Consider the following 19,211-nt stretch of genomic DNA (forward strand, 5'->3'; position numbering starts at 1 on the left):
GCAGCAGAAGGAATAGCGGTTAATTGCTTGCGCTCACAACGTTAAACGGTTCACAAATCTCCTGCTACACTGCCTCAACACATCACAAAAAAGGCAGGCCAACATGTCAGACAACACCTATCAGCCACCCAAAGTGTGGGAATGGAAAAAGAACAACGGCGGCGCGTTCGCCAACATCAACCGCCCCATTTCCGGCGCGACCCATGAGAAAGATCTCCCTGTCGGTTCGCACCCGCTGCAGCTCTACTCGCTGGGCACACCGAACGGCCAGAAAGTGACGATCATGCTTGAAGAGCTGCTGGCGCTGGGCGTGACGGGCGCGGAGTACGACGCGTGGTTGATCCGCATCGGCGAGGGCGATCAGTTCTCCAGCGGCTTCGTTGAGGTGAACCCGAACTCGAAAATACCGGCGCTGCGTGACCACTCCACGAACCCACCAACGCGCGTATTTGAATCCGGCAATATCCTGCTCTACCTGGCAGAGAAATTCGGCCACTTCCTGCCGAAAGATCCGGCGGGACGCACCGAGACGCTGAACTGGCTGTTCTGGCTGCAGGGCGCGGCGCCGTTCCTCGGCGGCGGTTTTGGCCACTTCTACAACTATGCCCCGGTGAAAATCGAGTACGCGATTGACCGCTTCACCATGGAAGCCAAACGCCTGTTCGACGTGCTGGATAAACAGCTGGCGCGCGGTCGCTACGTGGCGGGTGAGGAGTACACCATCGCGGATATCGCCATCTGGCCATGGTTCGGCTGCGTGGCGCTGGGCAGCGTGTACAACGCCGCCGAGTTCCTGGATGCAGAGAAGTACACCAACGTGCAGCGCTGGGCGAAAGACGTGGCGAATCGCCATGCCGTTAAGCGCGGACGCATCGTTAACCGCACCAGCGGCGAGCTGAACGAGCAGCTCCACGAACGCCACGCGGCGAGCGACTTCGAGACGAATACGGAAGATAAGCGTCAGGCGTGACGACTAGCCGGGCGGATCGCCGCCCGGCAACAGAGATCCTTGCTCAGGGCATGATTGGCCTAAAGGTTGAGCCGGTATTGCTGGCACTATCTGTGCGTTTTTCTCACCTCAGAGTGAGAAGTGACGTATCAACCGACAGCAGTCACAAAGGATCTGTTATGAAACTGATTAAAACAACGCTGGTTATCAGCGCCCTCATTTTTTCCACCTCGGGAATGGCCATCGATAAAACCGCCGCTGGCGCGGTAGCAGGCGCTGCCATTGGCGCGGCCACGGGCAAAGATCTGAAATCCACCGTTGGCGGTGCCGTTGTTGGCGCAGGCACGGGTGCCATGTTCAAAAACGGCGACAAAGGTAAAGCCGCGCGTAAAGGCGGCGCCGTAGGGGCTGCCGTGGGCGCAGGTGCCGCGGCGGTTACCGGCAAGAGCGTGCTGAAAGGTGCAGCCGTTGGCGCGGGCACGGGCGCGCTGATTGGTGAAGCGACGCACTGATAAACTTCGCCGGGCGTCGCAGCGCGTGCCCGGCCTCATGGCTGTTCAGTAATAACTCCCTGCACCCAATCACGACTTTTTGCCCTCAACTTAAGGCCAGAAATGTCACCCGGAATACATCAATGGTGATCGTCATACTGATGCTCAATCACCATCCCTTCCGCCACGCTCGCCACATGGCGTGCACGCGGATGATAGACCGGTGCAGGGGCGGCATATGTTGTTTGTGCAGGTGCAGGCGCAACGCTTACCGCCTCAGGAACCGTAGCTGACTGCGGAACAATCACGACCTTATACCCGGCAGGAACATCGACCGTGACGCTCTGGGCCATCGCTGTATTGACCACGGCAAAACCAGCCAGGGCAGCAAATAAAATAATACGGTTTTTCATAAATTGAATTATTTCCGGTATCAAGAAGATAATTCATTATGTCGACTGAATCTTAAGACAATATTAATTTTCATGTTCTGGAATGTGCAGAAAATGCCAAATATATTGTTACAAGCAAATAATTTAATATTTAAAAAATATTGACTTACGTTTTTTTAAAAAGGCGGCAAGAAATACGCTTGCATGCCGCCTCACCTGTTATGTTAATACTTAATATCCCGCGCTTTTTGCCGTCCGGCCTGTTTCATCTGACGCTTGTCCTGGCGGCAGTCGTGATTACTCTGGTTATTGTTCGCCACGCAGGTCTGCTTCACCTGCCGTGACGCATCGCGGGTTTCCTGCCTGACATCACGCGCTACGCGCCGTTCTTGCGCCTGCTGGGTCGCACTGGCGGAAACCGAGAAAAGCGTCAGAAAAATGAGAGAAAGGACAGGGATAAAAGATAACGATCTGTTCATAGCAACACCTCGTAGAAGAGAGCCCAGAACGTCAGGGGTTAGCAAAAGAATAGCAGTTTCAGCGCCGCTGAATGAGGAAGGCGTTAATAATATAAGGCCGCACAAGGCGGCCTTATCACGTTGCGTTATGCCGTCAGGCGGAACTTCTGCACCGAGCGCTGAAGATCTTCGGTCTGACGCTCAAGCGCCGCCGCCGCCGCGGAAACCTCCTCCACCAGCGAGGCGTTTTGCTGGGTAACACCGTCCATCTGGGTAATGGCAATTCCGACCTGCGAAATACCCTTACTCTGCTCCTCAGAGGCCGAGGCAATTTGCTTCATAATGGTCGTCACTTCCGTCACGTCCCGCAAAATCGCATCCATGGTGGTGCCGGTATCGCCCACCAGCTTCGCCCCCTGCTCGACGCGGGACACGGAGTCGGTAATCAGCCCTTCAATCTCTTTTGCCGCGTTGGCGCTGCGGCTTGCCAGGTTGCGAACTTCGCCTGCGACGACGGCGAAGCCTCGGCCCTGCTCACCCGCGCGCGCGGCTTCAACCGCCGCGTTGAGTGCCAGAATATTGGTCTGGAAGGCAATGCTGTTAATGACGTTAGTGATTTCAGCAATTTTCTTCGAGCTTTCCGAAATACCGCTCATGGTGGTCACCACCTCTTCCACCAGCGAGCCGCCGCGGCTGGCGGTGGTTGAGGCTACATCGGCCAGCTGGCTTGCCTGGCGCGCGCTCTCCGCGTTCAGTTTTACCGTGGCGGTCAGCTGTTCCATGCTGGCAGCCGTCTCTTCCAGCGCCGCCGCCTGCTCTTCGGTACGGGAAGAGAGATCGTTGTTACCGCTGGAAATCTCCGTCGCGCCGCGCCAGATATTCTCACTGCCGGAGCGGATCGTGCTGACCGCTTCGCGCAGGCTGTCCTGCATGGCGCTCAGCAGCGGCACCAGTTGGCCCACGCAGTTGCGGCCGAACGGCTCGATGGGCTGGCTGAGATCGCCCTGGGCAATCTGGCGGAACTGCTGGCGAATGCGATCCAGCGGTTTAACCAGCATCGCCACCAGATAACGGTCGGTGAAGAGCAGGATCAGCAGGCCGACGATCGTGGCGATGATAATCACCGTGCGGGTCATGCTGGTCAGGCCGTCCACCACCACGCGGGTACTGTCGAGCGACTTCGCGGCAGCATTGTTGAACTCTTCAGCCGCCGCACCGAACGCGCGGCTCAGCGGTGGGGTGACGTTGTTGGCCTGCTGACGATAGCCGTCCAGCGCGCCCAGTTTCGCCTGCTGCATTTGCGGCGTCACGCCCTGTTCGAGCAGCGCCTGCCAGGCACCGATCACCCGTGAAGAGACCTGCTCATCCATTGGGCCTGGAGAAATGGCTTTCATCTCAGCCAGCTTCTTGCCCATGTTATCCAGCGCCTGCTGGGCAGAGGCCAGATCCGGCGTGCCGCCAGCGGCTTTGACTTCCATTGCGCGGCTCAGACGGGTCACAAAGCGGAAATACTGATCGTTGCCCTGGCTGAGCACCGTCATCTGCTTGACCAGCTGGCGGTCCACCTCGTTGCCATCTGAAACGCGAGACAGGGACCAGGTGCTGTATAAGCCAACACCCGCCCACATTACACAAAAGATCCCGAGAATCGTCAGCATGACGAAACGGATCGTGAAATTACGGAGCATATTCATAAGTCTTCCTTGCCGTGAGGGTGAATTCGCCCAGAGGCGAGTCTTACCCTCGTTATCGGCAGAAACTGGCGAAGTTATACTATTTCGCGCGTAATTTTATAAAAATCTTCACTACCCTGCCGTTCGCCGGAGAAGGATAATCGCTGCGGGGTAAATCTAACTGCACAATACGTGTTTTCATATTTCAGCAGCCGTCAAAATGTAAAACAGGCAAACAGTTAATTAACCTCATGATCCGAAAGGGTTAATATCCCGGTGAATAAGAAGGTCAAAGAACCGCACGACCGGTCAAGAAACCCTTTAATTTGTATGCAAATCATTCAAAAATATTTAGCACATGAATTAATTCAAATTTATTAATTAGATTTAATTATTTAAACATCAATTATTGCTCGATATATATCTTTAGATTTCATTACATCCTTAGCCGCTAAGAAAGTTCTTATTTTAAATAAATTCAATTAAAAAGAGCCGGACAATTTTCGACTCATCCAGAGAACTTAAAATGCGCAAATTAATGAATCGTACGTTGCTTTCGCAATGTGTCTTAGTGGCTTTAACGTCATTTGGTGCCCAGGCTGCCGTCACTCCCGCTACGCCCTGCCAGCCTGGCGTGACGTCGCAGACCTGCGGCTTATCGAAATATAAAGATAATAGTTTCTATGAAGATCCCGGCGTGACTAATGCCATTATGGCCGACGCCAACGCAAATAATATCTTTATGGATGGAAGCCGTGAATCAGGGGATACCCAATCATTAACCGTTTCTGGTACCGACATGTCCGGCCATTATATTCAGGGCAGCAACGGGGGGACGGCTAATATTACGGTGAATAACGGCGCCACCGTCGATATGATCGAAGTGGGCAATACCGGTGCAACCACCAATACGACGGTAACCATCGATGACGCCACGCTGAATGGCGAAAATGACGCCGGAAGCTACGAGGGCAAGAAAGCCTATATGATGGGTTCCGCCATTTACCTCGACCCCATGGATAAAGGTTACCACACCGTCAACGTTGAGGACGGCAGCATGCTGCACGGCAGTATTCTCAGTGCCGGAGCCGGTGCACAAAATATTGCCATCAGCAACAGCACGATGGATAAAGGTGGTATTTACGCGGGTAGCGATAAATCTGATACCAATATTACGCTGACTAACGCTTCCGTGGATGCCTCGCAGAGCGAAATCGCGCAGAACATCGACACGCTGGCGGTAAAACTGAGCGAATACAAGCCCTTCAGCGACATCAACCTGGATGCTTTTGGCGATGTCGCCATCGCGATGTACGGAACGAAGGCTGATTCGCTGGCGCTGAATAACAGCACGGTCACCGGCGACATTGGGGCCTTTAACGAAAACGGCACCACGCTGATTTCACTGACCAATAACAGCGTGGTAAATGGCAATGTGACCGTCGATGGTAACTCCGCAAATTCCGTTCTGGTGGATAACAGCACCGTGAATGGCGAGATAAATACCAGCCAGAATACGGGCAATAGCACAATTACGCTGCAGAACAACGCAACCGTCAACGGTGATATTACAACGGGTGCAGGTGATGATACGGTCGTGCTGACCAATGATTCACATGTCAATGGCAATGTTAACGGTGGTGACGGCAGCGATACCCTGTCAATGGATGCGGGCAGTTCCATTTCCGGACAAATAAGCCAGTTTGAAACGGTAAATACCACCAGCGATAACAGCATTGCTATTGATAAAATTAACGATGCAACCAACTGGAGTCTGCAAAACGGTTCAACCCTGATTGCCAACACCACCGGCAGCAATGCGCTGGTTACCATGAGCACCGACAGCTACGTGAATTTCGGTAATATTACCGGCGCAAATAACGCCGTGGTGGTGAACAGCATTACGCCGTCAGCGCAAAATCAGCAGGGGATAGTCCTGGGGACCTTCACCACGTCGGGCAGCAGTGCGCCGCAGAATTATGCAGCAGCTACGTTTACCAACGGCGACCAGACCGTGGAGAACCGTAGCGGCGCGTATAACTACAACAACAGTCTGAATATTGTTGCAGCCGACAGCGTGCCTCAGGCTCAGCTGACTGCAGATAATAGCCAGAGCTGGAATATTGAATTTAATAGCCAGAAGGGCAACCTTGCGAGCGACGTTCAGGGGCTGGTAGCCGGCCTGGATGCAGCGGAACAGGCCGGGCATCAGGTAGCGGATGACATCAGCAACCACATGAACCAGGTGCATCTGGCAAACCTGCTGGGAGAACAGCAGGACGGTGCGCAGGTCTGGGGCGATTTCCTTTATCAGAACGGTAATTTCAGCAACGACGTCGACTATAAAAGCATCACTCAGGGTGCACAGGGCGGCGTAGACTGGACGGCGCATCTGGACAACGGCGACAGCGTCACCGGCGGTATCGCGCTGGCATGGACGCGCAGCCGCGTGCAGGACACCAGCGACGGTGCGGATAGCTTCAAAGACAGCGTTTACGGTAACTACTACAGCCTGTATGGCGGCTGGCAGCAGGCGCTGAACGGCCGAACCTGGGGTCTGTTTGCTGACGGCAGCTTCAGCTACGGCGATATGCGTTACTCGTTGTCTGCCAACAACGTGACGGGCGATACCAGCGGCATGACGGAAGCGCTGCACGGCTCCACCGATGGCAGTCTGTATCTGGCGCAGGCCCGCACCGGGGTGAACGTGTTGCTGCCAGGCGAAACGCTGCTGCAACCCTACGCCACTCTTGGCTGGGATCAAACCAAAGCGAACGGCTTCTCTGACAGCGAAGTCACCTTTGCCGACAGCCAGGTCTCTTCCTGGAACGGCGGCGCGGGCGTGAGGCTCACCACCACCCTTCGCGATCTGAACAAAAACGTGAAGGTGATGCCGTGGATCGACGCGCGCTTCCAGAAAGAGTTCAGCGATAACACCGACATTCAGGCGGCGGATTATCACAATACCGCCGGTCACAACAACACCATGGGCATCTTTGGGGCAGGCATCAACGCCACCATCGCCCATAACTTCACCCTGACCACTGGCGTCTATGTCGGTACTGGCGATGTGGATAACGATGCCAGCGTACAGGCGGGGATGAGCTATAGCTTCTGATAGTCGTCTGATTGCCCGGTGACCTGCGTGTACCGGGCAGTGCAGGGCTCAATGTCTGACGCATCCCGGGGAAAATTGCTGGCAGGGAGTTCTGCCATCGCTTCTCCCCGGGATTTGTGTTTTGATAAGGACAGAATGAAAACGACGTTTCAAAAAATTATCGATAAGAAAAGGAGACATCATGTCCTGGTACCCTGCCCCTGACCGCTACGAGAACATGCAGTACCGCCACTGTGGCAAGAGCGGCCTGCGCCTGCCCGCGCTGTCGCTGGGACTGTGGCACAGCTTCGGTCACGTCCAGCCTCTTGAAGCCCAGCGGGCGCTGCTGCGCAAAGCCTTCGACCTCGGCATCACCCATTTCGATCTGGCCAATAACTACGGACCTCCGGCGGGTAGCGCGGAAGAGAATTTCGGCCGCCTGCTGCGGGAAGACTTTGCCGCGTACCGCGACGAGCTGGTGATCTCCACCAAGGCCGGTTACGACATGTGGCCGGGGCCATATGGTTCGGGCGGGTCACGCAAATATCTGCTCGCCAGCCTCGATCAAAGCCTGAAGCGCCTGGGCGTCGAATACGTGGATATTTTCTATTCCCACCGCGTGGATGAAAACACGCCGATGGAAGAGACAGCCTCTGCGCTGGCACAGGCGGTGCAGAGTGGGAAAGCGCTGTATGTGGGCATTTCCTCCTACTCAACCGGGCGCACGCAAAAAATGGCCGAGCTGCTGCGCGAGTGGAAGATCCCCCTGCTGATCCACCAGCCGTCCTATAACCTGCTCAATCGCTGGGTCGATAAGACCGGTTTGCTGGATGCGCTGGCAGCAAACGGGACCGGGTGTATCGCCTTTACCCCGCTGGCGCAGGGGCTGCTGACCGGAAAATACCTGAACGGTATTCCTGAAGATTCACGCATGCAGCGTGAAGGCAAGAAAGTCCGCGGTCTGAACGAAAAAATGCTGACCGAAGCCAACCTGAACAGCCTGCGTTTGCTGAGTGAGATGGCGCAGGCGCGGGGTCAGACCATGGCGCAGATGGCGTTGAGCTGGTTGCTGAAAGACGCGCGCGTGACGTCAGTGCTGATTGGCGCAAGCCGCCCGGAACAGATTGAGGAGAACGTTCGGGCGCTGGGTAACCTGTACTTTACTGAGGACGAACTCAAGCGGATTGACCAGCATGTCGCGGATGGAGAGTTGAATCTGTGGCAGGCGTCGTCGGATAAATAGTGCGGTCTGATGCCCTCACTCTGGCCCTCTCCCACTGGGAGAGGGCGCTTAAGTGAGGGAAATTATTTCTTACTGATCTTATCCAGATACCCCATCACAAACGCAGACAGCACAAACGTCAGATGGATAATGACATACCACATCAGTTTGTTATCCGGCACGTTCTTCGCGTCCATAAACACGCGTAACAGGTGGATAGAAGAGATCGCCACAATCGACGCGGCCACTTTATTCTTCAGCGACGAGGCATCCATTTTGCCCAACCAGCTGAGCTTCTCTTTACGCTCGTCGATATCCAGTTGGGAGACAAAATTCTCGTAGCCGGAAAACATCACCATCACCAGCAGTCCGCCCACCAGGGTCATATCCACCAGCGACAGCAGAACCAGAATCAAATCCGCCTCGGCAATAGAAAAAATGTTCGGCAGAACGTGCAGGATTTCCTGAAAGAACTTAATCGTCAGCGCGATAAGCGCCAGCGAAAGGCCAAAATAGACGGGGGCCAGTATCCAGCGAGAGGCGTACATGGCGTTTTCAAAAAAGCGTTCCATAAAGTCCTGTTTGCAAAAGAAACCAGCGCCCAGTATATCCCAATGGCGCTGACTGTTTGCAATAACTCACCAGTCTGGTGACTCAGACGTTGTCGGGGTTAACTTCCGGACGGGCATACTCCGGCCAGACCAGCACCACCAGCTCCGGGTAGGCTTCCAGGCTGAACTCACGAAAACACTGACGCAAATTTAATACGTCCAGATCGGAATAAGAGACCTTCTCGCCGTTAAGGCAGCGTTTTTTGATATTGTCATAATATTTATACACGGCTGAATTCAGGTCGCTACAGCGACGCTGTGCCTCAAACAGTCCTGGCGTGTCATTAATTTCCGACATTTTCATGCGTTTAATTGTCGCGTGTAAAAAGTCGATATATTCATGGTTCACCCGCCAGTACCAGACAGGCGTAACGGAGTTCATCAATACAGAGAAATGGTCTTCTCCTTCCTCTTTTGTCATGAGTTCCGGTTGCGGCGGTTCACTGGCGTCTTTCGACACTTTCGTTTTATTGAACTCTTGCATCAATAAAAGCACACCAGCGGTCAGTAATAGTAATGTGATGACCGTAAAAAAGATGCTGTTCATGGGTAGGCTCCATTTTTTTTGATTTTAAATTTGCCTCATGATATTGTCAACGAATCTCACGCCTTTACCAACCCCACCCTGTTGAAATTAAAGGAAATTAAAAATGCTGCCCGACTATCTCGTCCCGGCTAAGTACCACATTACGCCTGTGGAACAGCAACCGACGGAAGCAGAAAAAGAGGTCAGTTTCACTCAGGGGAAAAGAAAGCTCTCTGATTTCGAGCCTGATATATTAATTGGTGTTTCCCGCACCGGCAAATCCCGTAATATGTTGCTGGAAGAGCACGATCGCCATATTAAAGACCGCTTATTTCGCGCCATAAAAATTGAAGCCTTCGTCCACCTGCTGAACGATCTGCAGGCCGAAGGAGAAATAGATGCCCAGAAACTAAGTCAAATATTGGCCGAAAAAACCAAAGAAATTAACGAAGCGGGCAATGAAATTTGGCTTAACTTAATTACGCGCGAAAAAAACAACCCAATTTTTTATAGCCTGGGGGAGGATTAACGTGAAGGAAGTTAAAAACAACGACGTTTATTTGACTTTAGATGATAAGAAAAGTGATGAATTTATCTTAAAGCAAAATCTCGATGCGCTGCGAAACACAAAAAATGACGAGATGACGCGTATTACCCAGGACCTGGTATCGATCCCGGCAACGCTGGTGCGGCTGAAATGGCAGAATCGCCGTGAAATTTATCCGCTACAGGTCAAAGAAGAAATTTACGGTGCCGTGATGAACGCCATCATGCAACAGCGGCCAGAGCTGAAAGAGAAGCTTCTGGGTCGCCTCGAGGCCAATTACCAGTATCTGCTTGCCAGAGAAATCGCCACTCTGCGCCTGACGCGCAAACTGTCAGACGGTGAGTACCGTACCTCAAACGTCACCTGCGTTGCGCTTGATGAGGACGCGCTGGCGTCTGGCGCCAGCGCCCCTTCCGAACCGCAACGCTAATTAAATCTGAATACGGCAATCGCCTCTTTTAACTGCCCCGTCTGCTGCCGCTGCGCTTCAGCCACCTGCAGCGTTTGCGCTACGTGACGCACGTTCTCCTGCACGCTGGCATCGATGCTGGCAATACTGTCGTTCATCTGCGCAATGCTCGCCCGCTGCTGCTCGCTCATCTGCGACAGCTCCTCCAGAAGCGAGCGGAGCCCTTCAATGCTCTCAATGATCGACTTCATTGTCATACCGGCCTGCTCAACCTGCTCGACGCCCTGTAGCGTGGTTGCCTGCGATGCGGTCAGCAGCTGGCGAATGTCTTTTGCAGCCCCCTCGCTGCGCTGGGCCAGCACGCGCACTTCCGAGGCAACTACCGCGAAGCCTTTGCCATGTTCCCCCGCTCTGGCAGCCTCGACCGAGGCGTTGAGCGACAGGATATTGGTCTGGAACGCAATCCCGTCGATCAGCTCCAGAATGGCGTAAATGCGCTGCGACTCCTCGCGAATGTGCTCCATCGCCGCAATCGCCTGCCGTACGTTATGGCCTCCCTGCTCCGCCACGTTACTGGTACTGAATGCCACCTCCCGAACCTGGCGGGCTTTTTCACTGGTCAGGGTGGCGACAGCCCTCAGTTGTTCCATCGCACTGGCCGCCGTCGCCAGCGAACTTGCCTGGTGATCGGTACGTTCCGACAGCGCGCTGTTGCGTTGCCCTAACGCGCGGGATGCCTCCAGCAGTTGCCCAATATTGGCGCTGACCTGCTCAAGCGTGGCGCGCATGGTGCCCAGCGTCAGGCTGAACGTGCGGGCAAAGGGAGACTCCGCGGGTGCCGCATCGACGGCCAGCGTGAGGTACCCCGGTTCGCGGTTAATCACCCCCGCCAGCCTTGCCACCTCACTCGCCGAGCGGGCGTCCTGCTCCATACGAATCGCCAGCAGAACCAGGATCGCGGTCTGGACCACCACAAACAGCCCGTGGAAAACCACCATATGAAAGCCGGTGTGCATGAACACCACGACGCCGTACAGGTCGTTTTCCTGCAGATAGTTGAACACCAGGTGATGTAATGCGATGACCGCCGCCCCCATCACCAGCGGGCGCCAGTCTCGCCAGGCAAGGAGCGCGGAAAGCAGGACGAAAACCGAGAAATGGTATTCGGTTTCACCTTCGCCCAGATGAATCAGCAGCGCGGAAAATGCCATTAGCACACACGCAGAGCTCAGGCGGAGCAACAGCGCGCCGGGGAACACCATTGTCAGCAGCGTCGATAAACAGGCCAGAGAGGTGCCGACAATCGCCCCCTGCATGATGTTTTCGTTGATATAGCCCACGCCCAGCGAGATGGCCCACAGCGACCAGATAAGCACCAGTATTAGCCTGTCGGCGCGTCGTCGAATGGCAGAAAGCGAAAACAGATCGTTTTGAGGCGCGTGCGGATACAGCCATGTCATCGTAGCCATAGGGAGTCTCTTGCTGTGCAGGTGAAAAGATCCTTCGAAGAAGGACTGTTTTTATTATCTTTTTTTAAGCGTAGTGGGGATATTCCACGACGCCATTTCAGCAAAAGATATATTTTAATGGCGCAGCCGAATACTGATATTTACTTAACTATCAATACATTATTAACGTTGGCTTTATTGATAAAGAAATATGAAGAATAGGGATATACAGCAGAAAATAATAACGATGTTGCGTGTCAGAAAACAAAAAAGCTGGCTTTCGCCAGCTTTCGTTCTATTTTTTGGCCGCTTTCTCTTCGCCGACCAGCCCAATCTTCAGGTAACCCGCCTGATGCAGCGTGTCCATTACCTTCATCATGGTTTCATAATCCACGGTTTTATCCGCACGGAAGAAGACCGTAGTGTCTTTCTTACCGCCGGTAAGCTGATCCAGCGCCGGGATGACAGAGTCGGCCGTTACCGGGTCATTGCCAAGGAACATGGATTTATCGGCCTTCACGGACAGATAGACAGGCTTTTCCGGACGCGGCTGCGGCTGGCTGGACGAGGCCGGCAGATTCACCTTCACGTCGACCGTGGCCAGCGGCGCGGCCACCATGAAGATAATCAGCAGAACCAGCATGACGTCGATAAACGGCGTCACGTTGATCTCATGCATTTCGCCGTTATCGTCCAGATTTTCGTTTAGACGCATCGCCATAATATCAACCCACGCGCAGTTTGGACGCCGCGTGCACCGGCTTAACGGCGCTGGCATTCAGGTCGAGATCGCGACTCTGCAGCAACAGTACCTGCGCGGCAACGTCACCGAGCGTCGCTTTGTAGCTGCCAATCATGCGCGCGAAGATGTTGTAGATAACCACCGCCGGAATCGCCGCGACCAGACCAATCGCCGTCGCCAGCAGCGCTTCTGCGATACCCGGGGCCACAACCGCCAGGTTGGTGGTTTGAGTCTGCGCGATACCGATAAAGCTGTTCATGATGCCCCAGACTGTACCGAACAGACCGATAAACGGTGAGATCGCGCCGATGGTCGCCAGATAACCATTACCGCGCCCCATGTGTCGGCCAACGGCCGCCACGCGACGCTCCAGACGGAAACCGGTACGTTCTTTGATGCCTTCGTTATCTTCACTGCCCGCGGAGAGTTCCAGCTCGTTCTGTGCTTCATTCACCAGCAGGGTAGTCAGGCTTTTCGCGTGGAAGGATGAGGTCATATCTGAAGCCTGATCCAGAGAGCGGGCTTCTGCCAGCTGTTGCTGTTCCCGCTTGAGGCGACGCTTCTGCGACAGCAGCTCGGCGCTCTTGCTGAAGAAGATAGCCCAGGTGACAACGGACGCCAGAATCAGGCCGATCATCACAATCTTAACCACGATGTCAGCATGCTGATACATGCCCCAAACGGAGAGATCCGCCTGCATCAAATTATTACCCACTCTGTATCTCCAGGACGCAAATCACAAAATCTGAACGTAATAATATCAAAACGTCGTCGAATTGATAGTAGTTCTCATTAGTATTTGCATAGTGCCGCAATTTTCGTTCACTTTCCTTGCGCTTACGCAGTAAAAATTTCTTATGCGGTTTTTTGCTAATATTTTCTGCTTATTCGATAAGCCTGCGGGTGCAGTTTTTTCCAATCGTGGTAGTCTGGACGTCCAGACGTATAAAAACAGGGTTAGCGAACATGACAACGAAGCATCTTGATACCACGCTGGTACAGGCAGGACGCAGCAAAAAATATACCCAGGGATCGGTTAACAGCGTGATTCAACGCGCCTCCTCGCTGGTGTTTGACACCGTTGAGGAGAAAAAAATCGCCACGCGCAACCGCGCAAAAGGCGGGCTGTTTTATGGCCGTCGCGGCACGCTAACCCATTTTTCTCTGCAGGAAGCGATGTGCGAGCTGGAAGGCGGCGCAGGCTGCGCGCTGTTCCCGTGCGGGGCGGCGGCGGTCGCCAATACCATTCTGGCGTTTGTGGAACAGGGCGATCACATCCTGATGACCAACACCGCCTACGAGCCCAGCCAGGACTTCTGTACCAAAATCCTCAGCAAGCTCGGCGTGACGACCGGCTGGTTCGACCCGCTGATTGGTGAAGGTATTGCCGAACTTATTCAGCCAAACACGCGCATTGTGTTCCTGGAATCGCCGGGGTCACTCACCATGGAAGTCCACGACGTGCCGGCTATCGTGAAGGCCGTGCGCAGTAAAGCGCCAGAGGCGATCGTTATGATCGACAACACCTGGGCGGCAGGCGTGCTGTTCAAAGCGCTGGACTTCGATATTGATATTTCGATTCAGGCGGCGACGAAGTACCTGATTGGCCACTCTGACGGGATGATTGGCACGGCGGTCTCCAACGCGCGCTGCTGGGATCAGCTGCGTGAAAATGCCTACCTGATGGGCCAGATGGTGGATGCCGACACGGCCTACATGACCAGCCGCGGACTTCGTACGCTGGGCGTTCGCCTGCGTCAGCACCATGAAAGCAGTCTGACGGTGGCCGAATGGCTGGCGCAGCATCCGCAGGTTGAGCGCGTGAATCATCCCGCGCTACCCGGCAGTAAAGGCCATGAATTCTGGCAGCGTGACTTTACAGGCAGCAGCGGGTTGTTCTCGTTCGTGCTGAAAAAACGGCTGAATAATGACGAGCTGGCCAGCTATCTGGATAATTTTACCCTCTTCAGCATGGCCTACTCGTGGGGCGGTTTTGAATCCCTGATCCTGGCTAACCAGCCGGAACAGATTGCGGCCCTGCGCCCCGGTGGCGACGTGGACTTCAGCGGTACCCTGATTCGACTGCATATTGGTTTAGAAAATGTTGACGATCTGATTGCGGATTTAGCAGCAGGGTTCGAGCGTATCGTGTAGAGTGCTGGCTGAAAATGTACTCCCTGGACGCTTTTGTGGACACCGCAAGCGGAAAAGTCTGCATGAGTTGCGCCCGGGATCAAACCCGACGGGCGAATAAGGGAGTACAATAGCGCTATATCTGCTGTTCCACAGGAAAGTCCATGGCTGTTATTCAAGATATTATCGCGGCGCTCTGGCACCACGATTTTGCCGCGCTGGCGGATCCTCACGTCGTCGGTATCGTCTATTTCGTGATGTTCGCAACTCTGTTTCTGGAAAATGGATTACTGCCAGCCTCGTTTTTACCCGGTGACAGCCTGCTTTTACTTGCCGGGGCGTTAATCGGTAAAGGCGTCATGGACTTCACACCAACGATGGTTATCCTGACCTCCGCTGCCAGCCTGGGCTGCTGGCTGAGCTATCTGCAGGGCCGCTGGCTGGGGAACACGCGCGTCGTCAAAAGCTGGCTGGCGCAGCTGCCGCATAAATATCATCAACGCGCGACCTGCATGTTTGACCGGCACGGCCTCCTGGCGCTGCTGGCCGGACGTTTCCTCGCGTTCGTTCGCACCCTTCTGCCAACGATGGCGGGCATTTCCGGTCTGTCAAACCGCCGCTTCCAGTTCTTCAACTGGCTGAGCGCCCTGCTGTGGGTTGGCGTGGTGACGACGCTCGGCTACGCGCTGAATATGATCCCCTTCGTGAAACACCACGAAGATCAGGTGATGACCTTCCTGATGGTGCTGCCGATGTTCCTGCTGGTGGCGGGTCTGGTGGGAACCATCGCGGTAGTGATTAAGAAGAAGTACTGCAGCGCATAATTCAACAAAGCCGGGTGGCGCTATCGCTTACCCGGCCTACGTTTTTCGTCAGACTCCCTGCATCGTTCTTATACGTGACGCATCCTCTCCCGGCGTGACGCCGAAATAGCGCTTAAACTCCCGACTGAACTGCGAGGCACTTTCATAGCCCACACGCATCGCCGCCGCGCTGGCCTTCATGCCGTCGTGGATCATCAGCATCCGCGCCTTATGCAGCCGGTAGGTTTTGAGGTACTGCAGCGGCGAAGTGCTGGTCACCGATTTAAAGTTATGGTGAAACGCCGAGACGCTCATGTTCGCTTCCGCCGCCAGCTGGTCGACGCTGAGGTTCTCCGTGTACTGGCTTTCGATACGCTTGAGCACGCGGCTTATCAGGCTGAAGTGGGTCTGTCGGCTCACCAGAGCGAGTAACGCGCCGCCGCCCGGGCCCAGCAGCACGTGGTAGAGAATCTCGCGGACAATCTGCTTGCCCAGAATGCGCGCGTCCAGCGGCCTCTCCATCACATCCAGCAGACGCTCAATGGCGCAGAGGATCTCTTCCGACAGCGTCGCCGAGTTAATCCCGCTTGAGGCCATCGAAGGCTGGAAGAGTTCATCTTCGCCAATCTCCATCAGCAGCTCCTGTAGCTGAAGGATGTCGACATTGACGCGAATACCCGCCAGCGGAACCGCCTCTGTCGCGAAGGTTTCACATTCAAAGGGTAAAGGTACCGTCAACAGCAGATATTCATTGGTGTCGTAGCGGAACACGCGCTCGTTGATATAGCCAATTTTATGGCCCGAGAAGAGAAAAACGATGCCCGGCTGGTACATGACCGGCGTGCGTGTCCCCGGCTGCGTGCCATAGAGCAGGCGAATGTCCGGCAGCAACTCGCTGGCACAATTTTCATTATCTATCAATCTTTTAATCTGCACAGTGAGCTGCTGGCAGATAGCCTCACGGTTCATCTTGCGTTACTCCGGGTGCGGTTTTCGACGTTGACAGTGTGCGTTGTTTTCCGCGCTTTCTCCAGCGCTCTGTAGAAATGGGCAAGACATCGGCAGGAATGTGCATTGAGGGCGTAGCCCCGGATCGCCACAATGAGCAGCATCAGGTCGCCCTCTGCGCACCACGGTTTTTTACCCACTAAAGGGAACGAGCAATGAACAACTTTAATCTCCACACCCCAACCCGCATTCTGTTTGGTAAAGACGCTATCGCTGACCTGCGCGCGCAGATCCCTGCTGACGCCCGCGTGCTGATCACCTACGGTGGCGGCAGCGTGAAAAAAACCGGCGTGCTGGATCAGGTTTACAGCGCGCTGGACGGTCTGGACGTGCGTGAGTTCGGCGGCATTGAGCCAAACCCGTCCTACGAAACGCTAATGAATGCGGTAAAAATCGCCCGCGAAGAAAACATCACCTTCCTGCTGGCGGTCGGCGGCGGCTCCGTGCTGGACGGTACCAAATTCATCGCCGCTGCGGCGCACTACGCTGACGGCATCGATCCGTGGCACATTCTGGAAACCCGCGGCAGCGACATCAAAAGCGCCATCCCGATGGGATCCGTGCTGACCCTGCCAGCGACGGGTTCTGAATCCAACAAGGGCGCGGTGATCTCCCGTAAAACCACCGGTGACAAGCAGGCCTTCATGAACGAACACGTTCAGCCTGTGTTCGCCATTCTGGATCCGGTTTACACCTACACCCTACCAGCGCGTCAGGTGGCGAACGGCGTGGTCGATGCCTTTGTACATACCGTTGAGCAGTACGTCACGTATCCGGTGAATGCCAAAATTCAGGATCGCTTCGCGGAAGGCATTCTGCTGACGCTCGTCGAAGAGGGTCCGAAAGCGCTGAAAGAGCCGGAAAACTACGACGTTCGCGCCAACGTGATGTGGGCGGCTACACAGGCGCTGAATGGCCTGATCGGCGCTGGCGTGCCGCAGGACTGGGCAACCCATATGCTGGGCCACGAGCTGACGGCGATGCACGGTCTGGATCATGCGCAGACGCTGGCCATTGTGCTGCCTGCACTGTGGAACGAAAAACGCGACACCAAACGCGCCAAGCTGCTGCAGTACGCCGAGCGCGTGTGGAACATTACCGAGGGTTCTGACGACGCGCGCATTGATGCTGCCATCGAAGCGACCCGCAGCTTCTTTGAAGGTCTGGGCGTTCCAACGCGTTTGTCTGGCTACGGCCTGGACGGTAGCTCCATCCCTGCCCTGCTGGCGAAACTCGAAGAGCACGGCATGACCCATCTGGGCGAGCACGGCGACATCACGCTGGACGTCAGCCGTCGTATTTACGAGGCGGCACGCTAAGCGTTTTTGTCCCCCCGACTTTCGTTTTTTGACATTTCGTCCAGACTTAATGCACACCCCATCGCCGGAGTCTCCCTCCGGCGATGCGCACCTGAAGGAGGAAAAATGGCAAACCAAACCGTAATCAAGCTGCAGGACGGCAACGTGATGCCCCAGTTGGGGCTAGGTGTATGGAAAGCCGGTAACGACGAGGTCGTCTCCGCCATTCATAAAGCCCTGGAAGTCGGCTACCGGTCGATTGACACCGCCGCCGCGTACAAAAACGAGGACGGCGTAGGTACCGCACTGGCCAGCGCCGGTGTCCCTCGCGATGAGTTGTTCATCACCACGAAACTGTGGAATGACGATCAAAAGCGTCCCCGCGAAGCCCTGCAGGAGAGCCTGGAGAAACTCCAGCTCGATTTCGTCGACCTGTATCTGATGCACTGGCCGGTTCCGGCCATCGACCATTACGTTGATGCCTGGAAAGGGATGATTGAACTGCAGAAAGAGGGGCTGGTGAAAAGTATCGGCGTCTGTAACTTCCAGGTTCATCACCTGCAGCGGCTGATTGACGAGACGGGCGTCGCGCCTGTCATTAACCAGATCGAGCTGCACCCGCTGCTGCAGCAGCGGCAGCTTCATGCCTGGAACGCCACGCATAAAATCCAGACCGAGTCCTGGAGTCCGCTGGCGCAGGGTGGCCAGGGCGTGTTCGATCAAAAAATTATCCGTGAACTGGCGGATAAATACGGCAAAAGCCCGGCGCAAATCGTCATTCGCTGGCATCTGGACAACGGCCTGGTGGTGATCCCGAAATCGGTCACGCCATCGCGCATCGCCGAGAACTTCGACGTCTGGGATTTCCGGCTGGACAAAGATGAGCTGGGCGAGATTGCGAAGCTGGATAAGGGCAAGCGTTTAGGGCCGGACCCGGATCAGTTTGGCGGATAATACTTAAAACGAGCCCGGTCTTCCGCCGGGCTCGTTTTAATTTATAAACCGGACTGACATCTCGCTTCTCCGGGAAGATCAGGTAATGTGCAAATAACGTTGTACGCTTTCCCTTCCAGTTTATGTGGCCCACCGAGACCGCCGCCTACTTCTGCACGATATTCCTTTCCGTTGACGCTTATCTGGAGCGGGGTGTGATAAATCCAGTCCATCGGACCTATTGGCAGAAAAAAGATCCACTCATGCTGGCTCTGAAAAGCAAAACGACCGTTGTCGTCAGAAAGCGTTTGCTCCCTCTCTAATGTTATTTTAGCGCCCGGGACTGGCTTACCTGCGCTGTCGATTAGACGTCCTTCCACTTCTGGCTGTGTCTGGCGGTGCATTACACAACCGCATAACGTAAGGCCAATCAGCATCGCTCCTGTTAACTTCCTAATTTTCATTTTGGGC

Annotated in this window: 20 protein-coding genes; 10 read left to right on the top strand and 10 right to left on the bottom strand. The window is 54.9% G+C overall.

The window, feature by feature from the left end; all coding sequences use genetic code 11:
- Positions 1–103: 103 nt before the first annotated feature.
- The gene (gene yghU, locus V1572_RS21560) at positions 104–970 is read left to right on the top strand and encodes a glutathione-dependent disulfide-bond oxidoreductase (protein ID WP_008499796.1); all 867 of its coding nucleotides are present in this window, start codon (positions 104–106) and stop codon (positions 968–970) included.
- Between the two features lie 158 nt (positions 971–1,128).
- The gene (locus V1572_RS21565; protein WP_008499797.1) at positions 1,129–1,461 is read left to right on the top strand and encodes a glycine zipper domain-containing protein; all 333 of its coding nucleotides are present in this window, start codon (positions 1,129–1,131) and stop codon (positions 1,459–1,461) included.
- Positions 1,462–1,580: 119 nt separating this feature from the next.
- Here V1572_RS21565 and V1572_RS21570 read toward each other — a convergent pair whose 3' ends face one another.
- The 3 genes from V1572_RS21570 to V1572_RS21580 form a co-directional block, all read right to left on the bottom strand.
- On the bottom strand, positions 1,581–1,853 hold the full coding sequence (locus V1572_RS21570; protein WP_045909956.1) for a hypothetical protein: 273 nt from the start codon (positions 1,851–1,853) through the stop codon (positions 1,581–1,583).
- Positions 1,854–2,056: 203 nt separating this feature from the next.
- On the bottom strand, positions 2,057–2,311 hold the full coding sequence (locus tag V1572_RS21575) for a hypothetical protein (protein ID WP_048029030.1): 255 nt from the start codon (positions 2,309–2,311) through the stop codon (positions 2,057–2,059).
- Between the two features lie 125 nt (positions 2,312–2,436).
- Positions 2,437–3,984: a methyl-accepting chemotaxis protein gene (locus V1572_RS21580; protein WP_069719969.1), complete on the bottom strand. Its 1,548-nt coding sequence runs from the start codon at positions 3,982–3,984 to the stop codon at positions 2,437–2,439.
- A gap of 550 nt (positions 3,985–4,534) precedes the next feature.
- Between V1572_RS21580 and V1572_RS21585 the strand changes: the two genes are divergently transcribed.
- Together V1572_RS21585 and V1572_RS21590 are read left to right on the top strand one after the other, a co-directional pair.
- Entirely contained in the window at positions 4,535–7,081 is a 2,547-nt protein-coding gene (locus V1572_RS21585; RefSeq protein ID WP_235830445.1) for an autotransporter domain-containing protein, read from the top strand.
- Positions 7,082–7,262: 181 nt separating this feature from the next.
- A complete protein-coding gene (locus V1572_RS21590; RefSeq protein ID WP_395299578.1) occupies positions 7,263–8,303 on the top strand; it encodes an aldo/keto reductase in 1,041 nt (346 codons plus the stop codon).
- A 62-nt stretch (positions 8,304–8,365) separates the two neighbouring features.
- On the opposite strand, the gene V1572_RS21595 is transcribed toward V1572_RS21590, so the two are convergent.
- Together V1572_RS21595 and V1572_RS21600 are read right to left on the bottom strand one after the other, a co-directional pair.
- Entirely contained in the window at positions 8,366–8,854 is a 489-nt protein-coding gene (locus tag V1572_RS21595) for a TIGR00645 family protein (RefSeq protein ID WP_008499805.1), read from the bottom strand.
- An 82-nt stretch (positions 8,855–8,936) separates the two neighbouring features.
- The gene (locus V1572_RS21600; RefSeq protein WP_045909961.1) at positions 8,937–9,440 is read right to left on the bottom strand and encodes an ESA_00282 family adhesion-associated protein; all 504 of its coding nucleotides are present in this window, start codon (positions 9,438–9,440) and stop codon (positions 8,937–8,939) included.
- Between the two features lie 103 nt (positions 9,441–9,543).
- Here V1572_RS21600 and V1572_RS21605 point away from each other — a divergent pair, with 103 nt between their 5' ends.
- Both V1572_RS21605 and V1572_RS21610 read left to right on the top strand, forming a co-directional pair.
- Positions 9,544–9,948, top strand: a complete 405-nt coding sequence (locus tag V1572_RS21605) for a hypothetical protein (protein ID WP_008499807.1) — start codon at positions 9,544–9,546, stop codon at positions 9,946–9,948.
- 1 nt (position 9,949) lies between these two features.
- Positions 9,950–10,396 carry a cytoplasmic protein gene (locus V1572_RS21610; protein WP_111967471.1) on the top strand — a complete coding sequence of 149 codons (447 nt, stop codon included), beginning with the start codon at positions 9,950–9,952 and terminating at the stop codon, positions 10,394–10,396.
- On the opposite strand, the gene V1572_RS21615 is transcribed toward V1572_RS21610, so the two are convergent.
- The 3 genes from V1572_RS21615 to exbB all read right to left on the bottom strand — a co-directional run bounded on the left by V1572_RS21615 (position 10,393) and on the right by exbB (position 13,280).
- Positions 10,393–11,844, bottom strand: a complete 1,452-nt coding sequence (locus V1572_RS21615; protein WP_277718078.1) for a methyl-accepting chemotaxis protein — start codon at positions 11,842–11,844, stop codon at positions 10,393–10,395. The two genes, V1572_RS21610 and V1572_RS21615, sit on opposite strands and share 4 nt — an antisense overlap.
- 274 nt (positions 11,845–12,118) lie before the next feature.
- Positions 12,119–12,544, bottom strand: coding sequence for a TonB system transport protein ExbD (gene exbD / locus V1572_RS21620; RefSeq protein ID WP_045909964.1), 426 nt, complete (start codon positions 12,542–12,544; stop codon positions 12,119–12,121).
- 4 nt (positions 12,545–12,548) lie between these two features.
- Complete coding sequence (exbB, locus tag V1572_RS21625) at positions 12,549–13,280, bottom strand: tol-pal system-associated acyl-CoA thioesterase (protein WP_021242115.1); 732 nt, start codon at positions 13,278–13,280, stop codon at positions 12,549–12,551.
- Between the two features lie 251 nt (positions 13,281–13,531).
- On the opposite strand from exbB, the gene metC reads away from it, so the two are divergent.
- Together metC and yghB are read left to right on the top strand one after the other, a co-directional pair.
- A complete protein-coding gene (metC, locus tag V1572_RS21630; RefSeq protein WP_045909965.1) occupies positions 13,532–14,719 on the top strand; it encodes a cystathionine beta-lyase in 1,188 nt (395 codons plus the stop codon).
- A 143-nt stretch (positions 14,720–14,862) separates the two neighbouring features.
- Positions 14,863–15,522 carry a DedA family general envelope maintenance protein YghB gene (gene yghB / locus V1572_RS21635; RefSeq protein ID WP_024906512.1) on the top strand — a complete coding sequence of 220 codons (660 nt, stop codon included), beginning with the start codon at positions 14,863–14,865 and terminating at the stop codon, positions 15,520–15,522.
- Positions 15,523–15,570: 48 nt separating this feature from the next.
- Here yghB and V1572_RS21640 read toward each other — a convergent pair whose 3' ends face one another.
- A complete protein-coding gene (locus V1572_RS21640) occupies positions 15,571–16,470 on the bottom strand; it encodes an AraC family transcriptional regulator (protein WP_063622437.1) in 900 nt (299 codons plus the stop codon).
- Between the two features lie 194 nt (positions 16,471–16,664).
- Between V1572_RS21640 and yqhD the strand changes: the two genes are divergently transcribed.
- Both yqhD and dkgA read left to right on the top strand, forming a co-directional pair.
- Entirely contained in the window at positions 16,665–17,828 is a 1,164-nt protein-coding gene (gene yqhD / locus V1572_RS21645) for an alcohol dehydrogenase (RefSeq protein ID WP_045909967.1), read from the top strand.
- A gap of 105 nt (positions 17,829–17,933) precedes the next feature.
- Complete coding sequence (gene dkgA / locus V1572_RS21650) at positions 17,934–18,761, top strand: 2,5-didehydrogluconate reductase DkgA (RefSeq protein ID WP_045909968.1); 828 nt, start codon at positions 17,934–17,936, stop codon at positions 18,759–18,761.
- Between the two features lie 41 nt (positions 18,762–18,802).
- On the opposite strand, the gene V1572_RS21655 is transcribed toward dkgA, so the two are convergent.
- Positions 18,803–19,204, bottom strand: a complete 402-nt coding sequence (locus V1572_RS21655) for a carboxypeptidase-like regulatory domain-containing protein (RefSeq protein WP_045909969.1) — start codon at positions 19,202–19,204, stop codon at positions 18,803–18,805.
- Positions 19,205–19,211 lie beyond the last annotated feature (7 nt).

Origin of the sequence: Enterobacter quasiroggenkampii (assembly GCF_043972695.1) — a bacterium.
In the GTDB taxonomy this organism is placed as follows: domain Bacteria; phylum Pseudomonadota; class Gammaproteobacteria; order Enterobacterales; family Enterobacteriaceae; genus Enterobacter; species Enterobacter quasiroggenkampii.

Bases quoted from the DNA above. Each gene is read 5' to 3' on its own strand.
- yghU (WP_008499796.1), top strand. From the start codon at position 104: ATGTCAGACAACACCTATCAGCCACCCAAAGTGTGGGAATGGAAAAAG.
- V1572_RS21565 (WP_008499797.1), top strand. From the start codon at position 1,129: ATGAAACTGATTAAAACAACGCTGGTTATCAGCGCCCTCATTTTTTCC.
- V1572_RS21570 (WP_045909956.1), bottom strand. From the start codon at position 1,853: ATGAAAAACCGTATTATTTTATTTGCTGCCCTGGCTGGTTTTGCCGTG.
- V1572_RS21575 (WP_048029030.1), bottom strand. From the start codon at position 2,311: ATGAACAGATCGTTATCTTTTATCCCTGTCCTTTCTCTCATTTTTCTG.
- V1572_RS21580 (WP_069719969.1), bottom strand. From the start codon at position 3,984: ATGAATATGCTCCGTAATTTCACGATCCGTTTCGTCATGCTGACGATT.
- V1572_RS21590 (WP_395299578.1), top strand. From the start codon at position 7,263: ATGTCCTGGTACCCTGCCCCTGACCGCTACGAGAACATGCAGTACCGC.
- V1572_RS21595 (WP_008499805.1), bottom strand. From the start codon at position 8,854: ATGGAACGCTTTTTTGAAAACGCCATGTACGCCTCTCGCTGGATACTG.
- V1572_RS21600 (WP_045909961.1), bottom strand. From the start codon at position 9,440: ATGAACAGCATCTTTTTTACGGTCATCACATTACTATTACTGACCGCT.
- V1572_RS21605 (WP_008499807.1), top strand. From the start codon at position 9,544: ATGCTGCCCGACTATCTCGTCCCGGCTAAGTACCACATTACGCCTGTG.
- V1572_RS21615 (WP_277718078.1), bottom strand. From the start codon at position 11,844: ATGGCTACGATGACATGGCTGTATCCGCACGCGCCTCAAAACGATCTG.
- exbD (WP_045909964.1), bottom strand. From the start codon at position 12,544: ATGGCGATGCGTCTAAACGAAAATCTGGACGATAACGGCGAAATGCAT.
- metC (WP_045909965.1), top strand. From the start codon at position 13,532: ATGACAACGAAGCATCTTGATACCACGCTGGTACAGGCAGGACGCAGC.
- yghB (WP_024906512.1), top strand. From the start codon at position 14,863: ATGGCTGTTATTCAAGATATTATCGCGGCGCTCTGGCACCACGATTTT.
- V1572_RS21640 (WP_063622437.1), bottom strand. From the start codon at position 16,470: ATGAACCGTGAGGCTATCTGCCAGCAGCTCACTGTGCAGATTAAAAGA.
- yqhD (WP_045909967.1), top strand. From the start codon at position 16,665: ATGAACAACTTTAATCTCCACACCCCAACCCGCATTCTGTTTGGTAAA.
- dkgA (WP_045909968.1), top strand. From the start codon at position 17,934: ATGGCAAACCAAACCGTAATCAAGCTGCAGGACGGCAACGTGATGCCC.
- V1572_RS21655 (WP_045909969.1), bottom strand. From the start codon at position 19,204: ATGAAAATTAGGAAGTTAACAGGAGCGATGCTGATTGGCCTTACGTTA.